The sequence below is a fragment of the Klebsiella sp. RHBSTW-00484 genome (assembly GCF_013705725.1).
Taxonomy (GTDB): domain Bacteria; phylum Pseudomonadota; class Gammaproteobacteria; order Enterobacterales; family Enterobacteriaceae; genus Klebsiella.
The window spans coordinates 2,624,303-2,649,495 of the sequence record NZ_CP055481.1 but is presented as its reverse complement, the minus strand read 5'-3'; the positions used below and the strand labels follow the sequence as shown (position 1 = coordinate 2,649,495).

The following is a 25,193-nucleotide window of genomic DNA, read 5'->3' as shown; positions in this document are numbered from 1 at the left end:
AGGTGCACATGATTGTTTAAAATGATTTTTATCGAGGCGATATGAGCGAAAATTCGTCAGCGGATTACAAGACGGTACGCGGATTAAGCCGCGGGTTATTGTTATTAAATTTGTTAAATAAATTCGACGGAGGCGCGACGGTCGGCACCCTGGCTGAGTTTAGCGGCCTGCATCGCACCACCGTCAGGCGGCTGCTGGAAACGCTACAGGATGAGGGATACGTTCGCCGCAGCAGTTCCGATGACAGCTTCCGTTTAGCCATTAAAGTCCGGCAATTAAGTGAGGGATTTCGTGACGAGCATTGGATTTCTGCCCTCGCCACGCCGCTACTGGGCGAGCTTTTGCGGGAGGTTTTATGGCCCACCGACATCACGACTCTGGATGTTGATGCCATGGTAGTACGCGAAACCACCCACCGCTTCAGCCGCCTCTCTTTCCACCGGGCGATGGTCGGCCGCCGCCTGCCGCTGCTGCTGACCGCCTCCGGATTAACCTGGCTGGCCTTCGCGCCGGAACACGAACGAAGCCCAATCATCGAGATGCTGGCCGCACGCCCGGAAGAAGAGTATCAACTGGCGCGGGAGCCAGAAAAAGCTGGCCGCCATTCTCGAACGCACCCGGCACAACGGCTATGGCGAAAACTTTCGCGGCTGGCAGCAGGAGGAGAAAATTGCCTCGATTGCGGTGCCCGTCCGCCGCCAGCAGCGGGTTGTCGGCTGCCTGAACCTGGTGTATATGGCCCAGGCAATGACCATTGAACAGGCCGCACAGAAGTATCTCGCCTCATTGCAAAAAGTGGCTAGCCAGCTCGAAGAACGCATGGCCGATGAAGAGGTTTTTTACGAATAACCCTGTCCTGAAGGGGTAAATGGCCTGCTAGCAATTGCGATCGGTTTCGCTATGTATTTTAATATATAGCGATTCCCTTTACGCAACTGAGCCATTCCATGTCAAAACAACCGCGTTTTTTATTGGCGCTGACGCTGCTAAGCGCCAGTCTGTTCGCCGGTCAGGCCTTTGCTGACCGCATCGTCACCGACCAGTTGGGCCGCGAGGTCACCCTCCCCGACCACGTCACCCGCGCCGTGGTGCTTCAGCACCAGACCTTAAACCTGCTGGTGCAGCTTAACGCCGCTGACGATATCGTCGGCGTGATGAGCAGTTGGAAAAAACAGCTCGGCCCGCAGTTTGCCCGCTTTATGCCAGGCATTGAGAAACTGCCGATGCCGGGCGATCTGGCTCAGGTCAATATCGAGAGCCTGCTGGCGCTGCATCCGCAGGTGGTGTTTGTCGCCAACTATGCGCCGCTGGCAATGATCCAGCAGATCCAGAACGCCGGGATCCCGGTGGTGGCCGTCTCGCTGCGCCAGGATGCCGCAGGCGAGAAAAACAAAATGAACCCGACGATGGCCGATGAAGAGCAGGCCTACAACGAGGGCCTGAAACAGGGCATCCGCCTGATTGGCGATGTGGTTGATCGTAAAACTCAGGCTGAAGACCTTATCAGCTACACCTTTAGCGCGCGGGAAAAAGCCAACGCGCCGGTTGCCGATATTCCGCAAAACCAGCGGGTACGGGTATATATGGCCAATCCGGATCTCAATACCTACGGTTCGGGTAAATATACCGGCCTGATGATGACGCACGCCGGGGCGCTAAACGTCGCTGCCGCCAGCGTGAAAGGCGCACGTCAGGTGTCGCTCGAGCAGGTGCTGCAGTGGAACCCGGAGGTGATTTTTGTCCAGGACCGCTATCCGGACGTCGTCAAGCAAATACAAAATGACCCGCAGTGGCAAAGCATTGATGCGGTGAAAAACCACCGCGTGTGGCTGATGCCGGAATACGCCAAAGCCTGGGGCTACCCGATGCCCGAAGCGCTGGCTATTGGCGAACTGTGGATGGCGAAAAAGCTCTACCCATCCCGCTATAACAACGTCGATGTTGATGCGAAAGCGCAGGATTACTATCAGCGTTTCTATCGCGTGAAGTGGACGCCGGATGCTCAGTAATCGCCACCCGGCCCTGGTACAATGCACCCTCGCGCTGGTTACGCTGTTAATTGCCGTCGCTTCAATCTGTTTTGGTCAATACCCGTTAAGCCTGGCGGAAGTTTTCCGCCAGCTGGCGCATCTTTCGCCCGTTGACGGCGTGGCCGGACAGGTTGTCTGGTCGGTAAGGCTGCCAAGGATCGTGATGGCGCTGCTGGCCGGCGGTGCGCTGGGGCTGTGCGGAGCCACGTTGCAAGGCGTGTTCCAGAATCCGCTGGTGGATCCGCATATTATCGGCGTCACCTCCGGGTCGGCTTTTGGCGGTACGCTGGCGATTCTGCTGGGGCTCAATACCCTGCTGATGATGACCTCAACCTTTTTCTTCGGACTTGCCGCGCTGATTCTGGTGTACCTGATTGCCGCACTTCAGGGGCGGGAAAGCACGCTGGTGCTGATCCTCTCAGGGATTATTCTCAGCGGCTTTTTTGCCGCGCTGGTGAGCCTGATGCAGTACCTGGCCGATACTGAAGAAACGCTGCCAAACATTGTTTTCTGGCTGCTGGGTAGTTTTGCCACTGCCAACTGGCACAAAGTGCTGATGATGGCAATTCCAGTGGGCTACGCGGCGGCGGTGCTCTTTAAGCTGCGCTGGCGGATTAATCTGCTGGCGCTGGAGGACAAAGACGCTCGCGGGCTGGGAGTCTCCGTTACCGCCCTGCGCCGTGGCGTGCTGGTGTGCTGCGCGGTGCTGGTGGCTTCCCAGGTGGCGGTGAGCGGCAGCATTGCGTGGGTCGGACTGGTTATTCCGCATCTGGCGCGGCTGCTGGTGGGGGCCGATCATCGGCGTCTGCTGCCGACCGCCTTCTGGCTTGGCGGCGGTTTTATGATTGTCGTCGATGACCTTGCCCGCACGTTAACCCAGGCCGAGATCCCTATTGGCATTATTACTGCCCTGCTTGGCGCACCGCTGTTCACTTATCTGCTGGTACATTCACGGCGCAGAGGGGCATTCTGATGACGCTTTCCTTGCGTTTAACCGACCTGTTATATGGTCATAGCCAGCCGCTGTTTGCCCCATTGAGTTTACAGTGCCGTTCCGGCGATATCTGGACGGTGCTCGGCGCAAACGGGCGCGGTAAAAGCTCCCTGCTTGATACCCTGACCGGGGTACTGATGCCGCTCGGCGGTCAGTTTACCTGTGAGGGCGGTATCGGCATTGTGCCACAATCTTTTCGCCCGGCCTTTAGCTGGCAGGTGCGCGACGTAGTGCTGATGGGGCGAGCCCGCCACGTCAATCTGTTCGCTCAGCCTTCAGCGGAAGATGAGCGCCAGGTGCAGGAGGCGCTGATACAACTCGGCATCGCGTCGCTGGCCGATAAGGTGTTTCGTTCGCTGTCCGGCGGCCAGCAGCAGCTGGTGCTGATCGCCAGAGCGCTGGTGGGAGCCAGCCAGAATATCCTGCTGGATGAACCCTGCTCAGCGCTGGATCTGGCCAACCAGCAGGTGGTGCTGCAATTAATCAGCGACCTCGCCCACCGCCAACGGCGCACGGTAGTGTTTACCACTCATGACCCGACTCACGCTCTACAGGTAGCGAGCCATACCTTGCTTCTGTTACCGGATGGGCAATGGCTGGCAGGAGAATCCATCGACGTGTTGACGGAAGAGAACCTTCAGCGCGCCTATGGTTTGCCGGTGCGCAAAATCAATCATCCCGGCTCGGCGGTTCCGCTGCTGGCCCCGCAGTTTACCATTCATCGTTGATAGCCAAAAAACCAGCGTTTTTCAGGAAGCGCTGGCCCTCCACGCCGAGGATAAAGCGGCACAACAGTCGCGCCCCCGCACTCTGTTCAATCTGCGCCAGCTGATAGTCGCAGCGAATATTCCACGACGGCGGTATGACCAGCGTACGCAGGTCAGCGCACGCCGTCATCTGCGTAGCGTAATGTGCATAGCCAATAAACAGATCGGCTAAGTTTTCGCGAATCAGCCATGCTCCGGCGGTTTCACCGGCAGGTATGGTCAGAGAGTCTCGTCCCCCTACCAGCTGCCGGGCGCGAGCCGTAATAGCTACACCCACGCCGGGGCAACGTTGTTCAATCAGGGAAAAAAGCTGCCAGGTATAGTCACCCGACGGGTCGCAGCCCGGTGTTGACGTTCCCAGGCGCAAGACCGGGTCGCTGAGAAGCGCCAGCCAGTCCCGCTCGTCGGTTTCCACGCGGCGCCTGGCGGTCAGCATAAGCTGATTACGGGCAAATAAGTGGCACTCTCCGGCCAGCCCGGTCTGACGCAGCGCCTGCGGATGTAGAGTATTGGCTGAAGCGAAAACGGAGCAGGGTTCCCCGGCCTCAATGCGCTCGCGCAGCAGGCCTGCAGGTCCAAAATGAACATCGACCGGGATGCCGGTTTGCTGCTGAAAGCGTGCCAGCAGCGGGATAAAAGCCCTTTTCAGGCTTCCCGCCGCCAGCAGCGTTAAAGAGATGGTAATCATGACAATCGCTATATATTAATAAATATAGCGACATATTAACTGGATCCAGCCCGTTTCAGTAACGAATTTCCGCCAGTTCCCGCAGCTGTTCCGGGGTTGCCACCGGCAGGTTGAAGAAGCGAAGATAAGCCGGGATCATCTCGAACAGCATATCGGTACCGCGCTGGATTGGGCATCCCGCCGCCTGTGCCGCCAGCAATAATGGCGTGAACTCTTGGGCCATCACCACTTCGCCGACAAAGGTTCCCGGCGTCAGACGTTGAGGATCCAGCGGCAGCGGATCGCCCTCTTTCATTCCCAGAGGCGTCGCGTTAACCACCAGATCGTGGCCCTGCGGATCGCGCTGCATCAGGGTAATATCCAGCTGAGGATAGTGCGCAAGCAGACGCTCAGCCAGCGCTTCCGCGGTCTGCGAATGAGCGTCGTACAGCGTCAGCGCGCTAACGCCAGCTGCCGCCAGCGAAGCGGCAATGGCCGAGCCTACGCCGCCGCTACCAACCACCAGCGCTCGCGCCCCTTGTGTCACGAAACCTTTACGCTGAATGCCAAGAACAAATCCATCGCCATCAAACATATCACCGCTCAGGCTGCCGTCGGCTTCAAGGCGAATCGCGTTACAGGCTCCGGCAATCGCCGCCGTCGGGCTAATATGCTGGACCAGCTCGCAGGTGGTGATTTTGTGCGGCATGGTGACCAGCGCGCCGATAATATTGGTCATCTTAAACAGCGTCGGCACAAAGGCGGCATAATCCTCTGGCTTCACGCCCATCGGCACCACTTTGGCATCAACCTGCTGATGGGCAAACCACGGGTTATAAATCATCGGCGCTTTAAATTTGGCGGTTGGGTAGCCAAGATGCGCTATCAGCCGCGTATTACCACTAATCACCATGCCCTGCTCCTTTAGTTACTGCAAAAATGTTACTGCGAAAGTTCGATACGTTTAACGTCGCCCAGAATAAACAGATAGGCCGCTACGCCCAGCAGCGCCGCACCGCCGATATAGATAAGCGCATAGAAGAAATTTCCCGTAGCGGCAACGATAAAGCCAATCACCAGCGGAGTGAGGATCCCGGCGAGGTTGGCGCAGAAGTTAAATAAGCCGCCGGTCAGGCCGCCGAGGCCTTTTGGCGCGATATCAGAAATTAACGTCCAGCCCAGACCGACCATTCCCTGACCAAAGAAGGCGAACGACATCACCAGGATGACCGCCAGATCGCTGGTCAACCAGTTGGCGGAAATAATGGTGCTCGCCATCAGCAGACCGGCAACGATAGGCAGCTTGCGTCCTAGGTTTGCCGAGCCGGTAGCTTTCAGCAATTTGTCCGAAACCCAACCGCCGAACATCACGCCTCCCGCCGCCGCGAGAAACGGCATGATGGCGAAGAAGCCGACTTTGATCCACGGCATATGGCGTTCGGTCGCCAGATAGGTCGGGAACCAGGTGAGGAAGAACACCAGCACCGTATTACCAGCGAACTGCCCGATGCTGGCGCCGAGAATCTGCCGTTTGGCCAGCAGTTGGCGAATCAGCGGCCAGCTAAACGCCGTGTGTTGTTCCGCTCCGGTCGTCATCCCGCCGCCGTTGACGATATGCTCGCGCTCCAGCTGATTAAGATGCTTATCCTCATGCGGCTCGCGGTAATTACGCCACCACACCAGGGCAAACAGCACACCAACCGCGCCGACGCTAATAAACAGCGCCCGCCAGCCGAAGCTGCCCATGATCCAGAACAGCAGCGGTGAAAAGCAGGCCAGCCCGAGATATTCACCGACGGTATAAACCGCCGTCGCTTTTGCACGCTCCTGCTGCGGGAACCAGGCGCTCACCACCCGACTGTTCACCGGGAAACAGGGCGCTTCGCTGACGCCAAGACCAAAGCGGCACAGCAGCAGCGTTTTCAGGCCCACCGCCATACCGTGGAACATGGTAAATAGCGACCACAGGGTCAACGCCAGAAAATAGGTAATTTTGTTGCCAAAGCGGTCCAGAAAGATCCCGCCGGGGATCTGCGCCAGCGCGTAGGTCCAGGCAAAAGCGGAGAAGACGATCCCCATCACCGCGGCATCGATACCCAGTTCAGCGGTCAGCTGCGGTGCGGCAATCCCCAACACCGTACGGTCGAGATAATTGATCATTGTGCCGACGGCCAGCAGCGCAAGAATGCCGATACGCCGCCGGGAAGGTCGCACGCCGTTGGCTGCGCCCGCCGTCGCCTGATTTTGGCTATAAGAGTTCATAGTCGTTTCCTGTCATAGAGTACAGATACGTGTTGTTATTGTGTTTGTGCTGTTGCGTTGTGAACCATCTGCTACATTACTCGGTGTACTGCATTGCTGACAAGCGTACCGCTGCGTTTACAGCACCATAAAGTGCGTAACCCTCGCGTCGCTCAGTCAATTCGAAGAAAAAACGTCCTGCGGAGAAGGGACGGGTATAGAGATGCAGAAATTCGCCGCCGCTGCCATCGCGGTCATAGAGAATTTGCAGGCGCTTTAGCAGGTTAACGCGGTCGCTCTCACCAAAACGGGCCAGCAGATCCTCATAGTAGTTCGCCGGGATCGGTAGCGCGTTGACGGAGACCTGCGGCAGGCTTTCAAGCGTGGCGGGTAAATCACGGCAGGCAAAGGCCGCGTGCTGAAGGCCAGCGCCCTGATAGCAAGCGACGGAGCGGGCAATCTGCGTGGCGCGACTTTGCGAGATATTTAATGCAAGGCGAATGTCGCCCTGTGGGCTGCGCACCGCCAGGCTGCGCACCAGCCCGTACGGGTCCGGCAGAGTTTGTTCGTGCTCAAGGCTGAAGCCAAATACGGTGCGGAAAAAGATAATCCAGTTATCGCGGCTGTCCGCCTCCATCCCCAGCGCCAGGTGATCGATTCCGAGGTAATCGTCGCGCAGAGGCAGGTCGGCGCACAGATGGAAATCGCGGGTGTAAATATCATCCCCCATCTCAATCAGATAAATCAGGCTGCCGTCCGGGGCGCAAATCGCCGGGATCGGGCTTTCATTCGGCCCTGCGTCGCCCTGCCAGGTAGCATACCCGTATGCGCGGGCGCGTTCGACAATCGCCTCACTCTGGCTGACGCGCAGCGCCATCGCGCACAATGACACCCCATGGCGCTGGTGAAAATGATCGGCCCAACTGTGCGGTTGCGCATTGATCACCACCCGCGCCCCTCCGTTACGCCAGAGGGAGACGCGTTTTGAGCGATGCGTTCCCTCTTCGGCAAAGCCGAGCTGCGCCAGCCGTTGTCCCAGCCCTTTAGCCTCCGCCGGATTCGCGGCGAACTCGATAAACTCCAGCCCGGCGTACTCAGGAAGTTCCGGAGGCGCGAACAACGGCGCGCTGCTCTGCGGCAACCGCTGGCGAGTCTGCTCTTCCAGCCACAGCAAAGAACGATAGCCATCTTTCGCCGTCACATTGTTGGGCGAGGCGCGGAAGCTATCATTGAAAATCTCCAGCGACCACGGGCCGCGATAGCCGCTGCGGGTTAGCGCGCAGGCGAAATCCACCAGCGGCAGCTGCCCCTGACCGGGGAAGCAGCGGAAATGGCGGCTCCATTCCAGAATATCCATCTTCATCAGCGGCGCGTCGGCCATCTGCACAAAGGTGATTTTCTCTGCCGGGACTTCCGGCAGACGTTGGAGCGTATCGCCGCGCGCCAGAACATGGAAGCTGTCGAGCACAATGCCCAGCGCCGGGCTGTCAACGCTTTTGACCCGCTCCCAGGCCTGATGCCAGCGGTTGACGTGCGTACCCCAGGCCAGCGCCTCATAGCCAATAGCTATGCCCTCTTGCTCCGCCAGTTCAGCCAGCGCACGCAGGTCAGCGACCTGTAGCTCAACGTCGGCGGAACAATCCGGCTGGACGTTGCTGCACAGCAACATCGTGTCGCAGCCCAGTTCATGCATTAGCGCGAATTTGTGCTTTGCACGTTCCAGATTCGCTTCGAACTGACTGCGGCTGGCGCCTTCAAAATCACGAAAGGGTTGAAAAAGCGTGATTTTTAGCCCTAAATCAGCGGCCAGATGACGGATATCGCTCGGCGTACCCGTATAATAGAGCAGATCGTTTTCGAAGATTTCGACGCCCTGATAACCCGCCGCGGCAATCGCGTGCAGCTTTTCGGGTAAAGTACCGGAGATAGAGACGGTGGCGATTGAGCGCAGCATAGAGTCCTCGTGTCATTAGCTGACCTAAGACCTGAATATGTATCATTTGGTTCAATTGCGCCATGATAGGTTGCTAAATTGTGATCAATATGTGTATTTTTTGCATCTTATTAAAAAGGAGCCGTTATGTCCGCCGTTGCTCACGATGAAGCACAATCCCTCAAAGAGCGGATCTTTGCCGCTGCCATTACCGTTTTCGCGGAACATGGATTGTCAGGTGCGCGAATGGAACAGATCGCCACCGAAGCGCAGACCACGAAAAGGATGGTGGTTTATTACTTCAAGACCAAAGAGCAACTCTATCAGGCGGTGCTCCAGCACATCTATGCACGTATTCGCGAAACCGAGCAGCAGCTTGGGCTGGAAAACGTGCCGCCGGTCGAGGCGCTGGTGCAACTGGTGAAGTGGAGCGTACGCTATCACGCTACGCACGCCGACTATATGCGGGTGATCTGTATGGAAAATATGCAGCGCGGGAAATGGCTAAAAAATTCTGGTCAGTTAAAACCGCTAAACCGCACCGCCCTGTCGATTCTGGAAGACATTCTTCAGCGCGGCCAGCAGCAAGGGGTGTTTCAGGCAGGACTGGAAGCGCGCGATGTGCATCGGCTGATCAGCAGCTTTAGCTTTTATCAGGTATCAAACTTTTATACCTTCAGCAGCCTGTATCTCGACGATCCGTTGCCGGAAATTGATGATGAAGCGATGGTCACACATCACTGCGATATTGCCGTCAAAGCGGTGGTTCGCTTCGTGATTTCCTGAAGCGAAAAGGCAGCGCGCAGGAACGGCTAGTTTCCAGAAAGAGCATGGACAACTTTCGCCATCGCTTCCTGCGTCAGTTCGGAACGCTGAACATGAGAGTTAGCCAGAGCGGTGCGCAGGACGCCGGCGATAACGATATGTTTCGGCTCCTGGCCCAAATCGCGCATTTCAAGCACGACTTTACCGACTACTCGACACATTTCCTGGTACAGTTCGTCGTCTTTCGCTTTATTTCCCATTATATTTGGCTCACAAATTTTCATTATCAATCAAATCATTATTGATATATTTTCTGGATAAATCAAACCAGTGCCGCTTTTGCTGGCCAGTAGATGATTTTCTCTGCAAAACTTGTGAATAAATCCGCGTTTTCGCGCTATTTATCTTGTCAGCTGGTGAAAAAACGTGTTGCAGATAATCATAGGATTAGTTTGCTTTTTGTTAAGTGTATGGCTATAGAAATGAAACATGGTTTTCATTTTCTTTTTTGGATTTGGCAACGTATAATGCCCAGCAAATTCTTATTGAATGGTTTCAGCGCATTGGATTGCATGACTAAACGCATAACACATTGCCTCTTTTCATGGGCTGAACCGCCAGCACACTTTCTTCTGCACGCTCTAATGTTGTCACCTATCCTTAGAGCGTGGCATAGCAACTTTCGTAATACAGGTTTAACTCCATGGCAGTGCGCCCACGGAGTGAGAATCCCCTATCCTTATCCTTCACAACTTAAAGACTAAAACTGTCATGAAAAAGACCAAAATTGTTTGCACCATCGGTCCGAAAACCGAATCTGAAGAGATGTTAACCAAAATGCTGGACGCGGGCATGAACGTCATGCGTCTGAACTTCTCTCACGGTGACTATGCGGAACACGGTCAGCGCATCCAGAACCTGCGCAATGTGATGAGTAAAACCGGTAAGAAAGCGGCTATCCTGCTGGATACCAAAGGTCCGGAAATTCGTACCATTAAGCTGGAAGGCGGTAACGACGTTTCCCTGAAAGCCGGTCAGACGTTCACCTTCACCACCGATAAAACCGTTGTCGGTAATAACGATATCGTTGCTGTGACCTATGAAGGTTTCACCAGCGACCTGAGCGTTGGCAACACCGTACTGGTAGACGATGGTCTGATCGGTATGGAAGTCACCGCAATCGAAGGTAACAAAGTTGTCTGTAAAGTACTGAACAACGGCGACCTCGGCGAGAACAAAGGCGTTAACCTGCCTGGCGTTTCCATCGCCCTGCCGGCGCTGGCTGAAAAAGACAAACAGGACCTGATCTTCGGTTGCGAGCAAGGCGTTGACTTTGTTGCTGCTTCCTTTATCCGTAAACGTTCTGACGTCGTTGAAATCCGTGAGCACCTGAAAGCCCACGGCGGCGAGAAGATCCAGATCATCTCCAAGATCGAAAACCAGGAAGGCCTGAACAATTTCGACGAAATCCTCGAAGCGTCTGACGGCATCATGGTTGCACGTGGCGACCTGGGCGTAGAGATCCCGGTTGAAGAAGTTATCTTCGCTCAGAAGATGATGATCGAGAAATGTATCCGCGCGCGTAAAGTGGTTATCACCGCGACTCAGATGCTGGATTCCATGATCAAAAACCCGCGTCCGACCCGTGCAGAAGCAGGCGACGTGGCTAACGCCATCCTTGACGGTACCGATGCAGTGATGCTGTCCGGTGAATCCGCAAAAGGTAAATATCCGCTAGAAGCGGTCACCATCATGGCGACCATCTGCGAACGTACCGACCGCGTGATGACCAGCCGTCTGGAGTTCAACAACGACAACCGTAAACTGCGCATCACCGAAGCGGTTTGCCGCGGTGCGGTTGAAACGGCTGAAAAACTGGAAGCGCCGCTGATTGTTGTCGCGACCCAGGGCGGAAAATCTGCACGTGCCGTACGTAAATACTTCCCGGATGCGACCATCCTGGCGCTGACCACCAACGAAACGACTGCGCGTCAGCTGGTGCTGACCAAAGGTGTTGTGGCGCAACTGGTAGAAGATATTTCTTCTACTGATGCTTTCTATATCCAGGGTAAAGAGCTGGCGCTGCAAAGCGGCCTGGCACGCAAAGGTGACGTAGTTGTTATGGTTTCCGGCGCGTTAGTCCCAAGCGGAACCACCAATACCGCTTCTGTGCATGTGCTGTAATAATTTACAGGTTAATTAGTGTTTCCTTTAAAAGCGCCTCTTCGGGGCGCTTTTTTTTATTTTAGTACTAGCTACTATTAATAAAAATGCAAATCGGAATTTACTATTTAACCAGAGATTATCTAAGATGAATCCGATGGAAGCGTGCTGTTTTCACACGCGTTTTTAAACTAAAGCGACGATTTCGATGCTTCTTTGAGCGAACGATCAAAAATAAGTGCATTCAAGTAAAAAAATATTCTCATCACAAAAAAGTTTGTGTAATACTTGTAACGCTACATGGAGATTAACTCAATCTAGAGGGTATTAATAATGAATCGTACTAAACTGGTACTGGGCGCGGTAATCCTGGGTTCTACTCTGCTGGCTGGTTGCTCCAGCAATGCTAAAATCGATCAGCTGTCTTCTGACGTTCAGACTCTGAACGCTAAAGTTGACCAGCTGAGCAACGACGTGAACGCAATGCGTTCCGACGTTCAGGCTGCTAAAGATGACGCAGCACGCGCTAACCAGCGTCTGGACAACGCAGCTACTAAATACCGTAAGTAATAGTATCTGTGTAATAAAAATGGCGCACATTGTGCGCCATTTTTTTGCTTTGCTTTTCGCCCCCGCCTACTGCGTTCTTTTCGCTTCATCCACCGGCGCATTTTGTACCGACAACGTTGAGGTCGCGTTCTCACTACCTGATACCGCCACCGGATACCCTGCTCGTCTGGTCAGTGCGCGCTTAAGTAACGCCTCATCTACCGCTTTATCGCCAGCAAACTGATGAAATTCCGCAGGGTGCGTATAGGCCATCGTCTGCGTATTGCTACCTTCATCAGATGTTAACGGACGATGAACTTCAACATAACGTTTGCCGTCAGGCTCTACGGCGAACTTCACTGGCTGATTGATAATGCGCACCGGCGTGCCGCTTCTCACCTGACTGAATAAAGACTGAATATCCGCGGCATTCATTCGCATACAGCCTGAGCTGACGCGTAGCCCTACGCTGTCCGGCGCATTAGTACCATGAATAAGATACTCGCCGTTACCGTACGCCAGACGCAGCGCATAGCGTCCTAACGGGTTATACGGCCCTGCAGGCACTACCGGCGGCAATTTAATTCCTTTCTCCAGCGAGCGTGCTCGTATGCCCGCCGTCGGCGTCCAGGTCGGATTAGGGATTTTCTGTCCGATACGGGTGGTCATCTCTGGCGTTTCCAGCCCCTGTTGACCAATTCCCAGCGGATAAACCTGCACCTGATTCACGCCCGGCGGGAAGTAGTAAAGGCGCAGTTCAGCCAGGTTGACGACAATCCCCTCTCGCGGTACGTCAGGCAGCAGCATTTGCGAGGGAATAAGCACTTGAGTACCCGGTTTAGGCTGCACCGGCGCGATAGTATCGTTCGCTTCAAGGATCAGCATCGCCGCCGTGTCAAAACGACGGGCAATCGCCTGTAGATTGCGGTCGTCCTCCTGCACGGTCCAGGACTGGTTTTCACCAATCAGGCGGCTATTGGCTGGGGGAAGTGGGTAATCAACGGCCCAGGCAGCGTGTGACGCGCTGAGGGCGCTCAGAAGGGCTATGGTAATGAGGGACGCGCGTTTCATACTGAGATTCCTTCTTTCGCTGATAAAACGCCAGGCCTGTATGCCGACGGGAAGCGAACTCCCGTCGCGCATAACAGAATGAAATCTACCTGTTTTATTCTAGCTAAGAATTGCCGCTTTCGCGCGAATTGCGCGGATCATGGCTTCCAGTCCTTGCGACCGGGATGGGGTGAGGTGCTGCGTCAGGGCCATTTTTTCGAACCACGGACGCACGTCAAAAGCGGTGATATCTTTGGCGGTCATCTGATCATAAAGAATAAACACCACTGCGATAAGCCCTTTCACGATCGCCGCGTCGCTGTCGCCACGCAGGGTAATCGCGCCGGTCTCATCCTGCGCCATCACGATCCACACCTGACTTTGACAGCCCTGAATAATGTTCTGCGCGATGTGCTCTTCCGGGCTCATTGGTGCCAGGCGCTGGCCTAGTTCAATAATGTAGAGATACTTCTCTTCCCAGTTTGCGCAACGGCTAAAGTTGCGCAGCAGTTTGTCTTTGTCCGGTAAAGCCGCCATGGTTGCTTCCTTTAGCTCAATAATTTGTGGACTCGCTGCAGCCCAGCCACCAGCCTGTCCACTTCTTCCGTAGTATTGTACATCGCCAGCGACGCACGACACATGGCCGGAACACCGTAGAACGCCATTAACGGCATCGCGCAGTGATGACCGGTCCGCACCGCAATCCCATAGTTATCGAGGAAACTGCCGACGTCGTAGGCGTGATGCTTACCGAGATTAAAGGCAATCACCCCCAGACGGTTTTCCGGGCCGTAAAGGGTTAAATCCGGCACGCTCTTCAGCGCCTGTAGCGCATAGCGCATCAGGGTTTGTTCATATTCAGCGATATGCTCCAACCCGAGCGCGCTAACATAATCCAGCGCCGCGCCAAGGCCGATAATACCGCCGGTATTCGGCGTTCCCGCCTCGAAGCGCCATGGCGCTTTTGCCCAGGTGGTGCCTTCCGTCAGGCTCACGGTGGCGATCATCGACCCGCCGCCTTCCCACGGCGGCATCTCCTGCAATATGTCCTGCTTAACATAGAGCACGCCTATCCCGGTTGGACCGTACAGCTTGTGCGCGGAAAAGGCGTAAAAATCACAATCCAGGGCCTGCATATCTACCGGATGATGCATCACCGCCTGCGCGCCATCGACCAGCACTTTAGCCCCATGCTGATGAGCCAAAGCAATCAGAGCCGAAATGGGGTTTTCGGTGCCCAGCACATTCGAAACCTGGGTGATAGCTAGCAGGCGGGTCCGTTCGTCAAACAGACCAGGGATCGTGTCCAGTTGCAGAGTACCGTCCTGATTGAGCGGGATCACCCGCAGCTGCGCCCCGACTCTGGCACACAGCATCTGCCACGGCACAATGTTGGCGTGATGCTCCATTGCGCTGACGATAATATTGTCGCCAGCGCCGACGTTGGCACTCCCCCAGCTGTTCGCCACCAGATTAATCGCCTCGGTGGTACCGCGAACAAACACCAGTTCTTCCGCCGAGCGGGCGTTCAGGAAGGTTGCCGCCTGCTGGCGCACCTGTTCCATTCGCGCCGTTGCTTCCGCGCTGAGCGTATGAATACCGCGATGCACCGCCGCATAGCCGTGGCGGTAAAACTCGGCTTCAGCATTAATCACCGCTTCCGGCTTCTGCGCGCTGGCGGCGCTATCGAGATAGGCCAGCGGTTGGCCGTTAACCTCACGATTGAGCAGCGGGAAATCCGCACGCACCCGTTCCACTGAAAATGTCATGCCATACCTCCCGGCAAACGCTGGCCAATACGCGCCAGGATCTGTTGCCTGAGTGCCTCATCGCCGATAGCTTCCGTTAGCTCTGCGGCAAAGGCGTAAAGAATCATCTGCTGCGCTGCCTGCTGGGTGATACCGCGCGAGCGCAGGTAAAACAGCTGCTCATCGTCTATGCGGCCGATGGTCGCGCCGTGGCTACATTTAACGTCATCGGCGTAAATCTCCAGCTGCGGTTTGGTGTCCACTTCGGACAAACGCCCCAGTAGCAGGTTGTTGTTGGTCATCTGGCCATCGGTTTTAATGGCATGCTGCGCCACGTTGATCAGGCCATTAAACACCGCCCGACCTTTGTCATTGACGATGGTTTTATGCAACTGGCGGCTGTTGCAATATCCCACCTTGTGGTCAAGCCAGGTGCGGCTGTCACACACTTCGTTGTTGACCGGCATCACCAGTGAGTTAATACGCAGGTTGCTGTTTTCACCATTGAGCTGCGAACTGGTGTGGTGTCGCAGCACCGAAGCGCCTAGCAGAAAGCTGCTGCTGAAAGCCGAGGCATCGCGCCCGAGCGCCAGGTCGTTATGCGCAAAGTGGTAGCTCTGTGCGTTCTCAAAGGCCAGCTTGATATGCTGGAGATGAGCGTTATCTGCCACCGACATCGTCAGCCTCGCGCCGGTAAAGTGGCGTTCGTCATTCAGGCTCAGGTAGTGCTCGATAATTGTCGCTTCTGCGCCACTCTCCAGCTCAAGGTGATGGCGATAGTGAGCGATATTCATCTCATCGTTCGCCAGTCCGTGAGTCAGATGCATGATTACCAGCGGCTTTTGAGGGCGCTGATTACGCTTGACTCGGATGTGAGTGACGGTTGACGCCAGGCTTTCGGTGAGATGCAGAAACACCTCTGGCTGCACGGCATCGGGTAGCGCCTGGCGCTGGTTATCCACGCTGACATCGTATCCGCTGGCGGCCAGATCATCGCTTAAGCTTGCGCTAAACTGGCCGTCGACAAACACCAGACGCCAGGCATCGATGGGCAGTGCCAGAGTATCCCGTTGCGCAGGAGTCAGCGCCTCCGGCTGAGCCGTCACAAAGGTCTGGTTGAGCAATGCGTCCAGCGGCGTATATTTCCAGTTTTCATGCTTACGCGTCGGCAAGCCCAGACGCAGCAGTTGCTGCAGGTGCTGGTGCGCCTGCGGGCTGCGCTGCTCGCTCTGCGCTTCAAACAGATGATGCCACTGTTGCAGCGCGTTACTGCTGTTCGGTAAGCCAGCCATAGCCCTGCTCCTCCAGTTGTTTGACCAGAGTAAAATCGCCGGATTTCACAATCCGTCCCTGGTACAGCACGTGGACGTAATCAGGCTTGATGTAGTCGAGAATACGCTGATAGTGGGTGACGATAATAAATGAGCGTTTGCCGTCGCGCAGAGAGTTGACGCCGTCAGAGACTATCTTCAGGGCGTCGATGTCCAACCCGGAATCCGACTCATCCAGAATGCACAGTTCAGGTTCCAGCACCGCCATCTGTAGAATATCGTTGCGTTTTTTTTCACCGCCGGAGAAGCCGACGTTGACCGAGCGGGTCAGCAGATCTTCCGGCATCTTCAGCAGCTTAATTTTCTCTTCCATCAGGTCCTGAAAATCAAAACGGTCGAGCTGCTCCTGACCACGATAGCTGCGCACAGCGTTGAGCGCGGTTTGCAGGAAAAACTGATTGCTGACGCCGGGGATCTCTACCGGGTACTGGAAGGCCATAAAAATGCCTTCACCCGCGCGATCTTCAGGGGCCAGCTCCAGCAGATCTTTGCCTTTAAACTCCACGCTGCCGCCGGTGACTTCATAGTCTTCACGCCCGGCGAGCGTTGCCGAGAGCGTACTCTTGCCGGAACCATTTGGCCCCATAATCGCATGCACTTCGCCAGGGCGAACGTCCAGATTCAGTCCGCGCAGAATCTCTTTATCTTCAACGGCGACCTGCAAATTTTTAATACTTAACATCTTATTTCCTTTGTTATCAGCCGACGCTGTGTTCAAGACTAATCGCCAGCAATTTCTGCGCTTCAACGGCAAATTCCAGCGGCAGCTCTGAGAAGACGTCCTTACAGAAACCATTGACGATCATTGAAATCGCATCGTCTTCGCTGATCCCGCGCTGTAGACAGTAGAACAACTGGTCTTCGCCAATACGCGACGTGGTGGCTTCATGCTCTAACTGAGCGCTGTTGTTGCGACATTCCACATACGGGAAGGTATGCGCCCCGCTATCCGGGCCAATCAGCATAGAGTCGCATTGGGTAAAGTTGCGCGCGTTGGTCGCCGTCGGCATGATTTTCACCAGGCCGCGATAACTATTCTGACTATGACCGGCGGAAATCCCCTTCGAGATAATCGTCGAACGCGTGTTTTTGCCGATATGGATCATTTTGGTGCCGGTATCCGCTTGCTGGTGACCGCTGGTCAGCGCTACCGAGAAGAATTCACCGATGGAGTTGTCACCGCGCAGAATGCAGCTCGGGTACTTCCAGGTGATCGCCGAGCCGGTTTCCGACTGGGTCCACGACATTTTGCTGTTTTCGCCTTCGCACAGGGCGCGCTTGGTGACGAAGTTAAGGATCCCACCAGTATTGTTGTCGCCAGGGAACCAGTTTTGCACCGTGGAGTACTTCACCTCGGCGTCTTTATGAATAATAACTTCGACCACCGCCGCGTGCAGCTGGTAGCTATCGCGTACCGGCGCCGAGCAGCCTTCAATATAGCTGACGTAGCTACCTTCATCGGCCACCAGAATCGTGCGTTCGAACTGGCCGGTTTTCTCGGCGTTAATGCGGAAGTAGGTCGAGAGCTCCATCGGGCAGCGTACGCCTTTCGGCACGTAGATAAAGGTGCCATCGGATGCGACCGCCGCGTTCAGGGCAGCAAAGAAGTTGTCATTGCCGGGCACCACGGTGCCGAGATATTTTTTCACCAGCTCCGGATGATCGTGGATAGCCTCGCCGAAGGAACAGAAAATAATCCCCTGCTCCGCCAGCTTTTCGCGGTAGGTGGTCGCCACCGAGACTGAGTCAAAAATGGCATCGACGGCCACTTCTCGCCCTTCGCGTACCGGTACGCCGAGCAGGTTAAACGCCTCTTCCACTTCGCTGGTCAGAAACGCGCTGGAGCCTGTTTGCTGTGTGGCTCCAGGCTCGGAGGCGCAGGTATCATCGCAGTTGCCGCAGGAGGGCGCTGAGTAATAGCTGTAATCCTGATAGTTCAGCTTGTCGTAGTTCGCTTTCAGCCAATGCGGTTCTTCCATCGCCTGCCAGGCTTTAAACGCATTAAGACGAAACTCCAGCATCCATTCTGGCTCATTGCGGCGTGCAGAAATCGCCCGAACCACCTCTTCATTTATGCCTTTTGCCAGCTCATCGGTTTGTAGCTGGGTGAAAAAGCCTTCTTTATAGTTGAGTGGCCCGCCGCTCCAGGTTTTGACATCGTCAGTTGCTTCAGTATTACGAGACATAGTTACTCCGCCTGAACGCCAAAACTTTCACCACAGCCACATTCGTGCTGGGCTTTTGGATTATGAAATTTAAAGATCTGATTTAAGCCTTCGCGAACGTAATCGAGCTCGGTACCATCGATAAACGGCATGGCCTGCAGCGGCGCCCACAGCTTTGCACCGTCAAGCTCAAACAGCAGATCGTCTTTCGCCGGTTCGGCGATAAGTTCGAGAACGTAACCAAAACCAGCGCAACCGCTGGTTTTTACGCCTAAACGCAGCCCCTGCATTTCGGGCTGCTTACGGACCAGATCGCGAATATGAGCAGCGGCGGCTGGGGTCATCACCAGCCCGCGCCAGCTAAAATCGTCGGGATTAAATGTTCCTGCATGTGATTCCATCGCTCTACCTCATAGGTTGACGCCATCAGGGCATATCGCTATGTTAGTGATAATGATTATCACTTCAACCCATCTGGAGAAGGGGTATTCCTTCATCAGGCTCTTTTTTTGTACTTTTTATAAGCATAGACCCTGTTCCCCGCGTTTTCAGCCCATCATTTTTTGTTTTAATAGATTGAAAAATAATAAGTTATTTATTAGCAGGCGGAGTGCTGAGGCGCAATGGAAAAGATGCATCGAAAATACCGATTTTTGAAATAGAAAAAGAGTCGTTCTGCTGATTACCCCGATGAGTCAAATCAGCTGCTTAACCCCCAATGCTCGACTCGCAGTGAGTGGGCGAAAAACGAACAATTCTCATACTAATTCAAAGCAAATACATTCATGCAATAGATTCTATTCATTTTCATTATAAGTACTCCTGTTTCACAGAAATAAAGATTTATTTGCCAAAAGCTAGCTCGTGTAAAATGAGCTGCTAAATTTTCTTCATCTTTAAACGCAATGTCACAATGCTGACTTATCAGGAACGTATGTAGTACTGGATTATGGATATAGAAACAGATGTAATGTCGATGTGTATGGTCGTATTGTTAATTATAAGCGTTTTGCTCGATTAACCTCTTCCCCCCTATAAATCCGTGAGCCTCGCCGTCATCGGCAAGGCCTTCACACTCGTTACGAAATAAAGAAACTCGTAGGATTCGCCCACCGTGACACCATAGATTTATCGGCACTGAAAAGCGCGATCAGGTTATTTTCAGCAATTAAAAAGGCTGCCGACAATGGCGGCAGCCTTTTCATTTTAAAACTCAATGTATGCGGGGCGAGTATTAGCTCTTAATCTTCCTGTAGATAAACAGTACAACCAGCGCACCGATTACCGCCACGATAAAGCTACCAAAATTAAACCCGTCCACCTTGCCAAAACCGAAGAAGGTGCTGATCCAGCCACCGACTACAGCACCGATGACACCGAGAATTACGGTAACGATAAAACCACCGCCGTCTTTCCCCGGCATAATCCACTTGGCTAAAATACCGGCAATAAGCCCAAAAATAATCCAGGAAATGATACCCATAGCTAACTCCGTCCTCTTTGTTACCTTGTAAATCTTTCGTATCTAAAATATTAGCATATATATTACGAAGTTTTTATGATTTTATATTTATCATGTGAATACTTGTCATATGAGAGATGATGGTCTACAGATTATGGCGTGGGTAACTCATATAGGGAGTGAAGAATGGGCTATTACGTCATTAAAAAATCGGAAAAGAACGTCTCTCAACCTTGGTATTTTGTGCTAAAAGCGGACAATCACGAAACGATTGCCTCCAGTGAAATGTACTCCTCGAAAGAGGCTGCGAAAAAGGGGATTGCTTCAGTGCAGAAGAATGGCGCAAGTGAAATCATTAAAGACGAGACGCAGTAAAGTTCAGGGGGGAAATGCTCCCCCCTGATTATCTTATATCACTGCCGTGGTGAGCCGCGAAGAGCAGCAAAGACGCCCCTGCTCATCAGAGATTTCGATTTGCCAGACCTGGTGGCGAGAGCCAACGTGCAGCGCCCGGCACACGCCGCGAACTCTGCCGCTGCGCACCGAACGAATATGGTTGGCATTGACCTCCAGCCCCACCACTTTCTGCTCTCCTTCGCTACACAAATAGCCGGCCACCGAGCCTAACGTTTCGGCTAATACCACCGATGCACCGCCGTGCAGTAGCCCAAAAGGCTGATGGGTGCGACCGTCTACCGGCATCGTCGCCTCGAGCGAGTCATCGGTAATCGCTTCAAACTGAATATCCAGCAGGCCGACCATATTGCCGTCACCCATCGCGTTCAGCTGTTCCAGCGTGCTTTGACGTTTCCAAATCATCCAATAATCTCCAGTAACGCCTGCAGCGGGTGACGGACACCGCTACCTTCAATACGCTTCACCTGGCTACGGCACGAATAGCCGGTAACCAGACAGCGGTTACGCGGTAGACGCTGCATTGCCTGCTGCCAGGAAAGCGCGTAGATGGCCAGCGAGTTGGCGTGATTCTTCACTTCATGACCGTAAGTCCCAGCCATGCCGCAGCAGCCGACATTAACGTTTTCCAGCTTCGCACCGAAGCGCGCGAAAATATCCGCCCACTGTTTGGTCGACGCGGGAAGCGCCGTCACCTCGGTACAGTGGCCAAACAGATACCATGACTCGCCGCCGTTATCCTGTACGGCGGTTTCCGCCAGCGCCTGCGGCAGCCACTCATGCACCAGCATCACGCGAAAATCACCGCGTTTATCGCCCAGCACCTGGTTGTATTCATCGCGATAGCAGAGCACCAGCGCCGGATCGACACCGACCATTGGCATGCCTAGCTGAGCCACGCGGTTGAGGAAATCGGCAGTTTTCTGCGCGGTGCGCGCGAAGCGCGTCAGGAAACCCTTAATATGCTGCGCCTTGCCGTTTGGCGAGAACGGCAGCAGTACCGGCTGATAACCGACCTTTTCGACCAGACGGACAAAATCGGCCACCACCTGCGCATCGTAATAACTGGTAAACGGATCCTGGACCACCAGCACCATCTTCGCTTTCTGCTCGGCGCTCAGTCCTTCCAGCTGTTCCAGCGTCGTATTTACCGAGCGATGGCCGACCATCTGCTGTTTCAGCGAGGGCGTCGAGAGCAGCGGTAAATCCACCATGCCGATATGCTTTTCCGACAGCTTGCGTATCCACGGCTGGTTAATAAAGAAGTTAAAAGTCTTCGGCGCATGCGCCATCAGCGGCGCATAGGATTCAACCGTTGCCACCAGATGATCGCGAACCGGGCGCAGGTAACGGCTGTGATAGAGCTGCAGGAAGCGCGAACGGAACTCCGGGACGTCGATTTTTATCGGGCACTGGGTCGAGCAGGCTTTACAGGCCAGACAGCCGGACATTGCCTCTTTAACCTCATGCGAGAAATCGTACTCTCCTTTGCGCGCATGCCAGCTGTTGCGGGTGCGTTCGACCAGGGTCCGCAGGCTGGCACGTTTTTCCGGCAGATCGTTTTCCAGTTGGTTAGGATCGATACCGCGATCCGCCAGCAGACGTAGCCACTCGCGCACCAGCGTCGCCCGACCTTTCGGCGAATGGATACGGTGGTTGCTGACCTTCATCGAAGGACACATCGGACTTTTGGCATCGAAGTTGAAGCACAGGCCGTTGCCGTTGCACTCCATTGCACCACGCCACGAGCTGCGCACCGCGATAGGGATCTGCCTGTCGAAAGTACCGCGCTTAACTGCATCCACTTTCATCATCGGCGCATCAACGCCCTCCGGTGGGCAGATTTTCCCGGGATTAAGGCGGTTGTCCGGGTCAAACGCGGCTTTAATCTTGCGCAATTCGCTAAACAGCTCTTCACCAAAGAATGCCGGGCTGTACTCGGCGCGGAACCCCTTGCCGTGTTCCCCCCACAGTAGACCGCCGTACCTGGAGGTTAACGCCACCACCTCGTCAGAGATGCGCTTCATCAGCATCTCTTGCTGCGGGTCGCACATATCCAGCGCCGGGCGCACGTGCAGTACGCCAGCATCGACATGGCCAAACATGCCGTAGCTCAGGCCATGACCGTCAAGCAGCGCGCGGAATTCAACAATATAGTCCGCCAGATGTTCCGGCGGCACGCAGGTATCTTCGGCGAAAGGTATCGGTTTGGCCGCCCCTTTGGCGTTCCCCAGCAGCCCGACCGCTTTTTTACGCATCGCATAAATGCGCTCCACGCCGTCGAGTTCATTACAAACCTGCCAGCCGATGACGCCCGCTTCGTTACGCGAAATCAACTCATCCAGACGCTGACACAACGTCGTCACCTGGCAGTCAATCAGTTCAGCGTCATCACCGGCAAATTCGACGATATTCAAGCCCAGCATCTCTTTATCCGGGACATCGGCGATCAGTTCGCTGACCGAGTGCCAGACAATATCTTCCCGCGCCAGATTGAGCACTTTCGAATCGACGGTTTCCACCGATAGCGCCTTCGCCTCAACCATAAACGGCGCGTTGCGCAGCGCTGAGTTAAACGAATCGTATTTAATATTAACCAGACGGCGCACTTTCGGCAGACGGGTGATATCCAGCCGCGCCTCGGTGATAAACGCCAGCGTCCCTTCTGAACCCGTCAGAATGCGGGTCAGATCGAATTCGCTCATCTCGTCATTAAAGACGTGGCGCAGATCGTACCCGGTCAGGAAGCGGTTAAGTTGGGGGAATTTATCGATAACCAGCTGCCGTTGGGCTTTACAGCGCTGATAAACCGTACGGTAAATACGCCCGATTGCCGACTGTTCAGCGCTCAGGGTTTCCGCCAGCGCCACGGGAATCTGCTGGGTATCAAGAATATCACCGCCGATCAGCACCGAACGCACGCCGAGAACGTGATCGGAGGTTTTGCCATAGACCAGCGAGCCCTGCCCGGAGGCATCGGTATTGATCATCCCGCCAAGCGTCGCGCGGTTGCTGGTCGACAGCTCCGGCGCAAAAAAGTATCCGTAGGGTTTAATGTATTGATTAAGTTGGTCTTTAATGACCCCGGCTTCCACCCGCACCCAACCCTCTTCAGGATTGATTTCAATAATGCGGTTCATGTAGCGGGACATATCGACGATGATGCCCGCATTTAGCGCCTGCCCGTTAGTGCCGGTGCCGCCGCCGCGTGGCGTAAAGATCAGCGTTTTAAAACGCTCTTCCGCCGCCACTCTTGCCAGCAGAGCAACGTCTGCCGTGGAACGGGGGAATAAAATCGCATCCGGCAACAGTTGATATACACTGTTATCAGTCGCCATTGTTAGCCTGTCGGCATAACTTGTGGCGGTATCACCGGTAAAACCTTGTTGCTCCAGTACCTGCAAAAAATTCAGCACCAGTTGAACGACACCTGGCGCTTGAGAAATTTGTGGGATCATGACGCTCGACCCTGCCTGACTATGTTGTGTTGTAAGTGATTAAACGTTTGCGTTGTGCACTCAACTTTTTATCACATTTTTTTCATATGCGCCCGCCAGAATTAAGTGCAAAATCAGGCGCGCGAACTTATTGATATTATTATCAGTATATGGAATTACGCTGCGTCAGCCTTTTGACGCGACTGCAAAGGTAAAATTTCACTATGATTAACCCCAATCAGCCCCGGGACATACCGCAAGTTCTGCTGTCGGTGCTGTTTTTGTCCCTGATTATTATTTCCTGCCTGTGGGTTGTGCAGCCATTTATCCTGTCATTTGCCTGGGCCGGCACTGTGGTTATCGCCACCTGGCCAGTACTTTTGCGCCTGCAGCGCCTGCTTTTTGGCAAACGCTCTCTGGCCGTGCTGGTCATGACGCTGCTGCTCTTTTTACTGTTCGTTATCCCTATCGCACTGCTGGTCAACAGCCTGGTGGATAACAGCGCGCCGCTTATTAAAGTGGTCACCAGCGGCAACTTTACCCCGCCCGATCTGGCGTGGCTGAATAGTATTCCGCTGATTGGCGATAAGCTGTATACCGGCTGGCATAATTTGCTGGAGATGGGGGGAACGGCAATTATGACCAAAATTCGTCCCTACCTTGGCACCACCACCACCTGGTTTGTCGGCCAGGCGGCGCATATCGGCAAGCTGTTGGTTTATTGCGGCCTGATGCTGCTGTTTAGCGCCCTGTTGTACTGGCGCGGCGAACAGGTGGCCTATGGATTCCGCCACTTTGCTACTCGTCTGGCGGCAAAACGCGGCGATGCGGCGGTGATCCTCGCCGGGCAGGCGATCCGTGCCGTGGCGCTGGGAGTGGTGGTGACCGCGCTGGTTCAGGCGGTTTTGGGCGGTATCGGTCTTGCCATCAGCGGCGTGCCCTACGCCGCGCTGCTCACCGTGGTGATGATTTTCACCTGTCTGGTGCAAGTGGGGCCATTGCTGGTTCTGGTGCCGTCAATTATCTGGCTGTACTGGACCGGGGATACCACCTGGGGCACCGTACTGCTGGTATGGAGCTGCGTGGTGGGCACGATGGATAACTTTATCCGCCCAATGCTGATTCGGATGGGCGCAGACCTGCCGATGATTCTCATCCTGTCCGGCGTTATCGGTGGTCTGGTGGCGTTTGGTATGATTGGCCTGTTTATTGGCCCGGTGCTGCTGGCCGTCTCCTGGCGTCTGTACGATGCATGGGTCAACGAGGCGCCACCGCCGCCGAAAGACCCCGATCTGGTGCTGGAAGAGCTCAGTGAGCTGAATAACCGAATTCCACTGGATAAATAAAGCGAAAAGGCGGGGAGACTCGCCTTTAAATATTGTGCTCGTATTCTTGCCGGACGGCGGCTAACGCCTTGTCCGGCCTACAAAATCCATAATATCAACAAAATTACGCATTTTTCGTAGGCCCGGTAAGG

The 25,193-nt window shown here is 54.6% G+C and carries 24 protein-coding genes and 1 pseudogene; 10 read left to right on the top strand and 15 right to left on the bottom strand.

Annotation, left to right across the window (positions count from 1 at the left end; translation table 11 throughout):
• Positions 1 to 41 precede the first annotated feature (41 nt).
• From HV213_RS12600 to HV213_RS12585, 4 genes and pseudogenes are all read left to right on the top strand, one after another.
• A pseudogene (locus HV213_RS12600) lies at positions 42 to 849 on the top strand (DNA-binding transcriptional regulator).
• A 98-nt stretch (positions 850 to 947) separates the two neighbouring features.
• Positions 948 to 2,009: an ABC transporter substrate-binding protein gene (locus HV213_RS12595; protein ID WP_181485920.1), complete on the top strand. Its 1,062-nt coding sequence runs from the start codon at positions 948 to 950 to the stop codon at positions 2,007 to 2,009.
• Positions 1,999 to 3,003 carry a FecCD family ABC transporter permease gene (locus tag HV213_RS12590; RefSeq protein WP_181485919.1) on the top strand — a complete coding sequence of 335 codons (1,005 nt, stop codon included), beginning with the start codon at positions 1,999 to 2,001 and terminating at the stop codon, positions 3,001 to 3,003. Before HV213_RS12595 ends, HV213_RS12590 begins: the two co-directional genes overlap by 11 nt.
• Positions 3,003 to 3,752 carry an ABC transporter ATP-binding protein gene (locus HV213_RS12585; protein ID WP_181485918.1) on the top strand — a complete coding sequence of 250 codons (750 nt, stop codon included), beginning with the start codon at positions 3,003 to 3,005 and terminating at the stop codon, positions 3,750 to 3,752. The genes HV213_RS12590 and HV213_RS12585 overlap by 1 nt, the downstream gene beginning before the upstream one ends.
• Here HV213_RS12585 and HV213_RS12580 read toward each other — a convergent pair.
• The 4 genes from HV213_RS12580 to HV213_RS12565 all read right to left on the bottom strand — a co-directional run bounded on the left by HV213_RS12580 (position 3,736) and on the right by HV213_RS12565 (position 8,653).
• Positions 3,736 to 4,479, bottom strand: coding sequence for a substrate-binding domain-containing protein (locus tag HV213_RS12580; protein ID WP_442788160.1), 744 nt, complete (start codon positions 4,477 to 4,479; stop codon positions 3,736 to 3,738). The genes HV213_RS12585 and HV213_RS12580 overlap by 17 nt on opposite strands.
• Before the next feature lie 55 nt (positions 4,480 to 4,534).
• A complete protein-coding gene (locus HV213_RS12575; protein ID WP_181485917.1) occupies positions 4,535 to 5,371 on the bottom strand; it encodes a shikimate dehydrogenase family protein in 837 nt (278 codons plus the stop codon).
• A 29-nt stretch (positions 5,372 to 5,400) separates the two neighbouring features.
• Positions 5,401 to 6,720 carry an MFS transporter gene (locus HV213_RS12570; RefSeq protein ID WP_181485916.1) on the bottom strand — a complete coding sequence of 440 codons (1,320 nt, stop codon included), beginning with the start codon at positions 6,718 to 6,720 and terminating at the stop codon, positions 5,401 to 5,403.
• A gap of 76 nt (positions 6,721 to 6,796) precedes the next feature.
• Entirely contained in the window at positions 6,797 to 8,653 is a 1,857-nt protein-coding gene (locus HV213_RS12565; protein WP_181485915.1) for a bifunctional sugar phosphate isomerase/epimerase/4-hydroxyphenylpyruvate dioxygenase family protein, read from the bottom strand.
• A gap of 126 nt (positions 8,654 to 8,779) precedes the next feature.
• Between HV213_RS12565 and HV213_RS12560 the strand changes: the two genes are divergently transcribed.
• Positions 8,780 to 9,418 carry a TetR/AcrR family transcriptional regulator gene (locus tag HV213_RS12560; RefSeq protein WP_110275752.1) on the top strand — a complete coding sequence of 213 codons (639 nt, stop codon included), beginning with the start codon at positions 8,780 to 8,782 and terminating at the stop codon, positions 9,416 to 9,418.
• A gap of 26 nt (positions 9,419 to 9,444) precedes the next feature.
• Here HV213_RS12560 and fumD read toward each other — a convergent pair whose 3' ends face one another.
• The gene (gene fumD / locus HV213_RS12555) at positions 9,445 to 9,657 is read right to left on the bottom strand and encodes a fumarate hydratase FumD (protein WP_110275751.1); all 213 of its coding nucleotides are present in this window, start codon (positions 9,655 to 9,657) and stop codon (positions 9,445 to 9,447) included.
• 93 nt (positions 9,658 to 9,750) lie between these two features.
• Here fumD and ynhH point away from each other — a divergent pair, with 93 nt between their 5' ends.
• From ynhH to lpp, 3 genes are all read left to right on the top strand, one after another.
• A complete protein-coding gene (ynhH, locus tag HV213_RS33725) occupies positions 9,751 to 10,161 on the top strand; it encodes a protein YnhH (RefSeq protein WP_442788159.1) in 411 nt (136 codons plus the stop codon).
• A gap of 7 nt (positions 10,162 to 10,168) precedes the next feature.
• A complete protein-coding gene (pykF, locus tag HV213_RS12550) occupies positions 10,169 to 11,581 on the top strand; it encodes a pyruvate kinase PykF (RefSeq protein ID WP_181485914.1) in 1,413 nt (470 codons plus the stop codon).
• 312 nt (positions 11,582 to 11,893) lie between these two features.
• Positions 11,894 to 12,130 carry a murein lipoprotein Lpp gene (gene lpp / locus HV213_RS12545; RefSeq protein WP_003029373.1) on the top strand — a complete coding sequence of 79 codons (237 nt, stop codon included), beginning with the start codon at positions 11,894 to 11,896 and terminating at the stop codon, positions 12,128 to 12,130.
• Positions 12,131 to 12,196: 66 nt separating this feature from the next.
• On the opposite strand, the gene ldtE is transcribed toward lpp, so the two are convergent.
• The 8 genes from ldtE to HV213_RS12505 all read right to left on the bottom strand — a co-directional run bounded on the left by ldtE (position 12,197) and on the right by HV213_RS12505 (position 19,886).
• Positions 12,197 to 13,180: a L,D-transpeptidase LdtE gene (gene ldtE, locus HV213_RS12540; RefSeq protein WP_181485913.1), complete on the bottom strand. Its 984-nt coding sequence runs from the start codon at positions 13,178 to 13,180 to the stop codon at positions 12,197 to 12,199.
• A 99-nt stretch (positions 13,181 to 13,279) separates the two neighbouring features.
• Complete coding sequence (gene sufE / locus HV213_RS12535) at positions 13,280 to 13,696, bottom strand: cysteine desulfuration protein SufE (protein ID WP_181485912.1); 417 nt, start codon at positions 13,694 to 13,696, stop codon at positions 13,280 to 13,282.
• A gap of 11 nt (positions 13,697 to 13,707) precedes the next feature.
• Entirely contained in the window at positions 13,708 to 14,928 is a 1,221-nt protein-coding gene (gene sufS, locus HV213_RS12530; RefSeq protein WP_181485911.1) for a cysteine desulfurase SufS, read from the bottom strand.
• Positions 14,925 to 16,199, bottom strand: a complete 1,275-nt coding sequence (gene sufD / locus HV213_RS12525) for a Fe-S cluster assembly protein SufD (protein ID WP_181485910.1) — start codon at positions 16,197 to 16,199, stop codon at positions 14,925 to 14,927. The genes sufS and sufD overlap by 4 nt, the downstream gene beginning before the upstream one ends.
• A complete protein-coding gene (gene sufC / locus HV213_RS12520; protein ID WP_142514038.1) occupies positions 16,174 to 16,920 on the bottom strand; it encodes a Fe-S cluster assembly ATPase SufC in 747 nt (248 codons plus the stop codon). The genes sufD and sufC overlap by 26 nt, the downstream gene beginning before the upstream one ends.
• 16 nt (positions 16,921 to 16,936) lie before the next feature.
• Positions 16,937 to 18,424 carry a Fe-S cluster assembly protein SufB gene (gene sufB / locus HV213_RS12515; RefSeq protein ID WP_181485909.1) on the bottom strand — a complete coding sequence of 496 codons (1,488 nt, stop codon included), beginning with the start codon at positions 18,422 to 18,424 and terminating at the stop codon, positions 16,937 to 16,939.
• A 2-nt stretch (positions 18,425 to 18,426) separates the two neighbouring features.
• Positions 18,427 to 18,804 (bottom strand): Fe-S cluster assembly scaffold SufA, encoded by a 378-nt coding sequence (gene sufA, locus HV213_RS12510; RefSeq protein WP_181485908.1) that lies wholly within the window; start codon positions 18,802 to 18,804, stop codon positions 18,427 to 18,429.
• A gap of 833 nt (positions 18,805 to 19,637) precedes the next feature.
• Complete coding sequence (locus HV213_RS12505) at positions 19,638 to 19,886, bottom strand: GlsB/YeaQ/YmgE family stress response membrane protein (protein ID WP_110275741.1); 249 nt, start codon at positions 19,884 to 19,886, stop codon at positions 19,638 to 19,640.
• A 165-nt stretch (positions 19,887 to 20,051) separates the two neighbouring features.
• On the opposite strand from HV213_RS12505, the gene HV213_RS12500 reads away from it, so the two are divergent.
• Positions 20,052 to 20,240 carry a YegP family protein gene (locus tag HV213_RS12500; protein WP_181485907.1) on the top strand — a complete coding sequence of 63 codons (189 nt, stop codon included), beginning with the start codon at positions 20,052 to 20,054 and terminating at the stop codon, positions 20,238 to 20,240.
• A gap of 33 nt (positions 20,241 to 20,273) precedes the next feature.
• Here the strand turns inward: HV213_RS12500 and menI are convergent, their stop codons facing one another.
• Complete coding sequence (menI, locus tag HV213_RS12495) at positions 20,274 to 20,684, bottom strand: 1,4-dihydroxy-2-naphthoyl-CoA hydrolase (protein ID WP_112213422.1); 411 nt, start codon at positions 20,682 to 20,684, stop codon at positions 20,274 to 20,276.
• The gene (ydiJ, locus tag HV213_RS12490) at positions 20,681 to 23,737 is read right to left on the bottom strand and encodes a D-2-hydroxyglutarate dehydrogenase YdiJ (RefSeq protein ID WP_181485906.1); all 3,057 of its coding nucleotides are present in this window, start codon (positions 23,735 to 23,737) and stop codon (positions 20,681 to 20,683) included. The genes menI and ydiJ overlap by 4 nt, the downstream gene beginning before the upstream one ends.
• A 203-nt stretch (positions 23,738 to 23,940) precedes the next feature.
• On the opposite strand from ydiJ, the gene ydiK reads away from it, so the two are divergent.
• Positions 23,941 to 25,062: an AI-2E family transporter YdiK gene (gene ydiK, locus HV213_RS12485; protein WP_181485905.1), complete on the top strand. Its 1,122-nt coding sequence runs from the start codon at positions 23,941 to 23,943 to the stop codon at positions 25,060 to 25,062.
• The last annotated feature ends 131 nt before the right edge of the window (positions 25,063 to 25,193 follow it).

Excerpts from the sequence above, each read along its gene's own strand:
- ldtE (WP_181485913.1), bottom strand. The coding sequence starts at position 13,180 with ATGAAACGCGCGTCCCTCATTACCATAGCCCTTCTGAGCGCCCTCAGC.
- ydiK (WP_181485905.1), top strand. The coding sequence starts at position 23,941 with ATGATTAACCCCAATCAGCCCCGGGACATACCGCAAGTTCTGCTGTCG.
- sufB (WP_181485909.1), bottom strand. The coding sequence starts at position 18,424 with ATGTCTCGTAATACTGAAGCAACTGACGATGTCAAAACCTGGAGCGGC.
- sufS (WP_181485911.1), bottom strand. The coding sequence starts at position 14,928 with ATGACATTTTCAGTGGAACGGGTGCGTGCGGATTTCCCGCTGCTCAAT.
- HV213_RS12565 (WP_181485915.1), bottom strand. The coding sequence starts at position 8,653 with ATGCTGCGCTCAATCGCCACCGTCTCTATCTCCGGTACTTTACCCGAA.
- sufC (WP_142514038.1), bottom strand. The coding sequence starts at position 16,920 with ATGTTAAGTATTAAAAATTTGCAGGTCGCCGTTGAAGATAAAGAGATT.
- HV213_RS12570 (WP_181485916.1), bottom strand. The coding sequence starts at position 6,720 with ATGAACTCTTATAGCCAAAATCAGGCGACGGCGGGCGCAGCCAACGGC.
- lpp (WP_003029373.1), top strand. The coding sequence starts at position 11,894 with ATGAATCGTACTAAACTGGTACTGGGCGCGGTAATCCTGGGTTCTACT.
- HV213_RS12575 (WP_181485917.1), bottom strand. The coding sequence starts at position 5,371 with ATGGTGATTAGTGGTAATACGCGGCTGATAGCGCATCTTGGCTACCCA.
- fumD (WP_110275751.1), bottom strand. The coding sequence starts at position 9,657 with ATGGGAAATAAAGCGAAAGACGACGAACTGTACCAGGAAATGTGTCGA.
- HV213_RS12505 (WP_110275741.1), bottom strand. The coding sequence starts at position 19,886 with ATGGGTATCATTTCCTGGATTATTTTTGGGCTTATTGCCGGTATTTTA.
- menI (WP_112213422.1), bottom strand. The coding sequence starts at position 20,684 with ATGATTTGGAAACGTCAAAGCACGCTGGAACAGCTGAACGCGATGGGT.
- HV213_RS12590 (WP_181485919.1), top strand. The coding sequence starts at position 1,999 with ATGCTCAGTAATCGCCACCCGGCCCTGGTACAATGCACCCTCGCGCTG.
- HV213_RS12580 (WP_442788160.1), bottom strand. The coding sequence starts at position 4,479 with ATGATTACCATCTCTTTAACGCTGCTGGCGGCGGGAAGCCTGAAAAGG.
- sufE (WP_181485912.1), bottom strand. The coding sequence starts at position 13,696 with ATGGCGGCTTTACCGGACAAAGACAAACTGCTGCGCAACTTTAGCCGT.
- HV213_RS12500 (WP_181485907.1), top strand. The coding sequence starts at position 20,052 with ATGGGCTATTACGTCATTAAAAAATCGGAAAAGAACGTCTCTCAACCT.
- sufA (WP_181485908.1), bottom strand. The coding sequence starts at position 18,804 with ATGGAATCACATGCAGGAACATTTAATCCCGACGATTTTAGCTGGCGC.
- sufD (WP_181485910.1), bottom strand. The coding sequence starts at position 16,199 with ATGGCTGGCTTACCGAACAGCAGTAACGCGCTGCAACAGTGGCATCAT.
- HV213_RS12585 (WP_181485918.1), top strand. The coding sequence starts at position 3,003 with ATGACGCTTTCCTTGCGTTTAACCGACCTGTTATATGGTCATAGCCAG.
- HV213_RS12560 (WP_110275752.1), top strand. The coding sequence starts at position 8,780 with ATGTCCGCCGTTGCTCACGATGAAGCACAATCCCTCAAAGAGCGGATC.
- HV213_RS12595 (WP_181485920.1), top strand. The coding sequence starts at position 948 with ATGTCAAAACAACCGCGTTTTTTATTGGCGCTGACGCTGCTAAGCGCC.
- ynhH (WP_442788159.1), top strand. The coding sequence starts at position 9,751 with ATGATTTTCTCTGCAAAACTTGTGAATAAATCCGCGTTTTCGCGCTAT.
- pykF (WP_181485914.1), top strand. The coding sequence starts at position 10,169 with ATGAAAAAGACCAAAATTGTTTGCACCATCGGTCCGAAAACCGAATCT.
- ydiJ (WP_181485906.1), bottom strand. The coding sequence starts at position 23,737 with ATGATCCCACAAATTTCTCAAGCGCCAGGTGTCGTTCAACTGGTGCTG.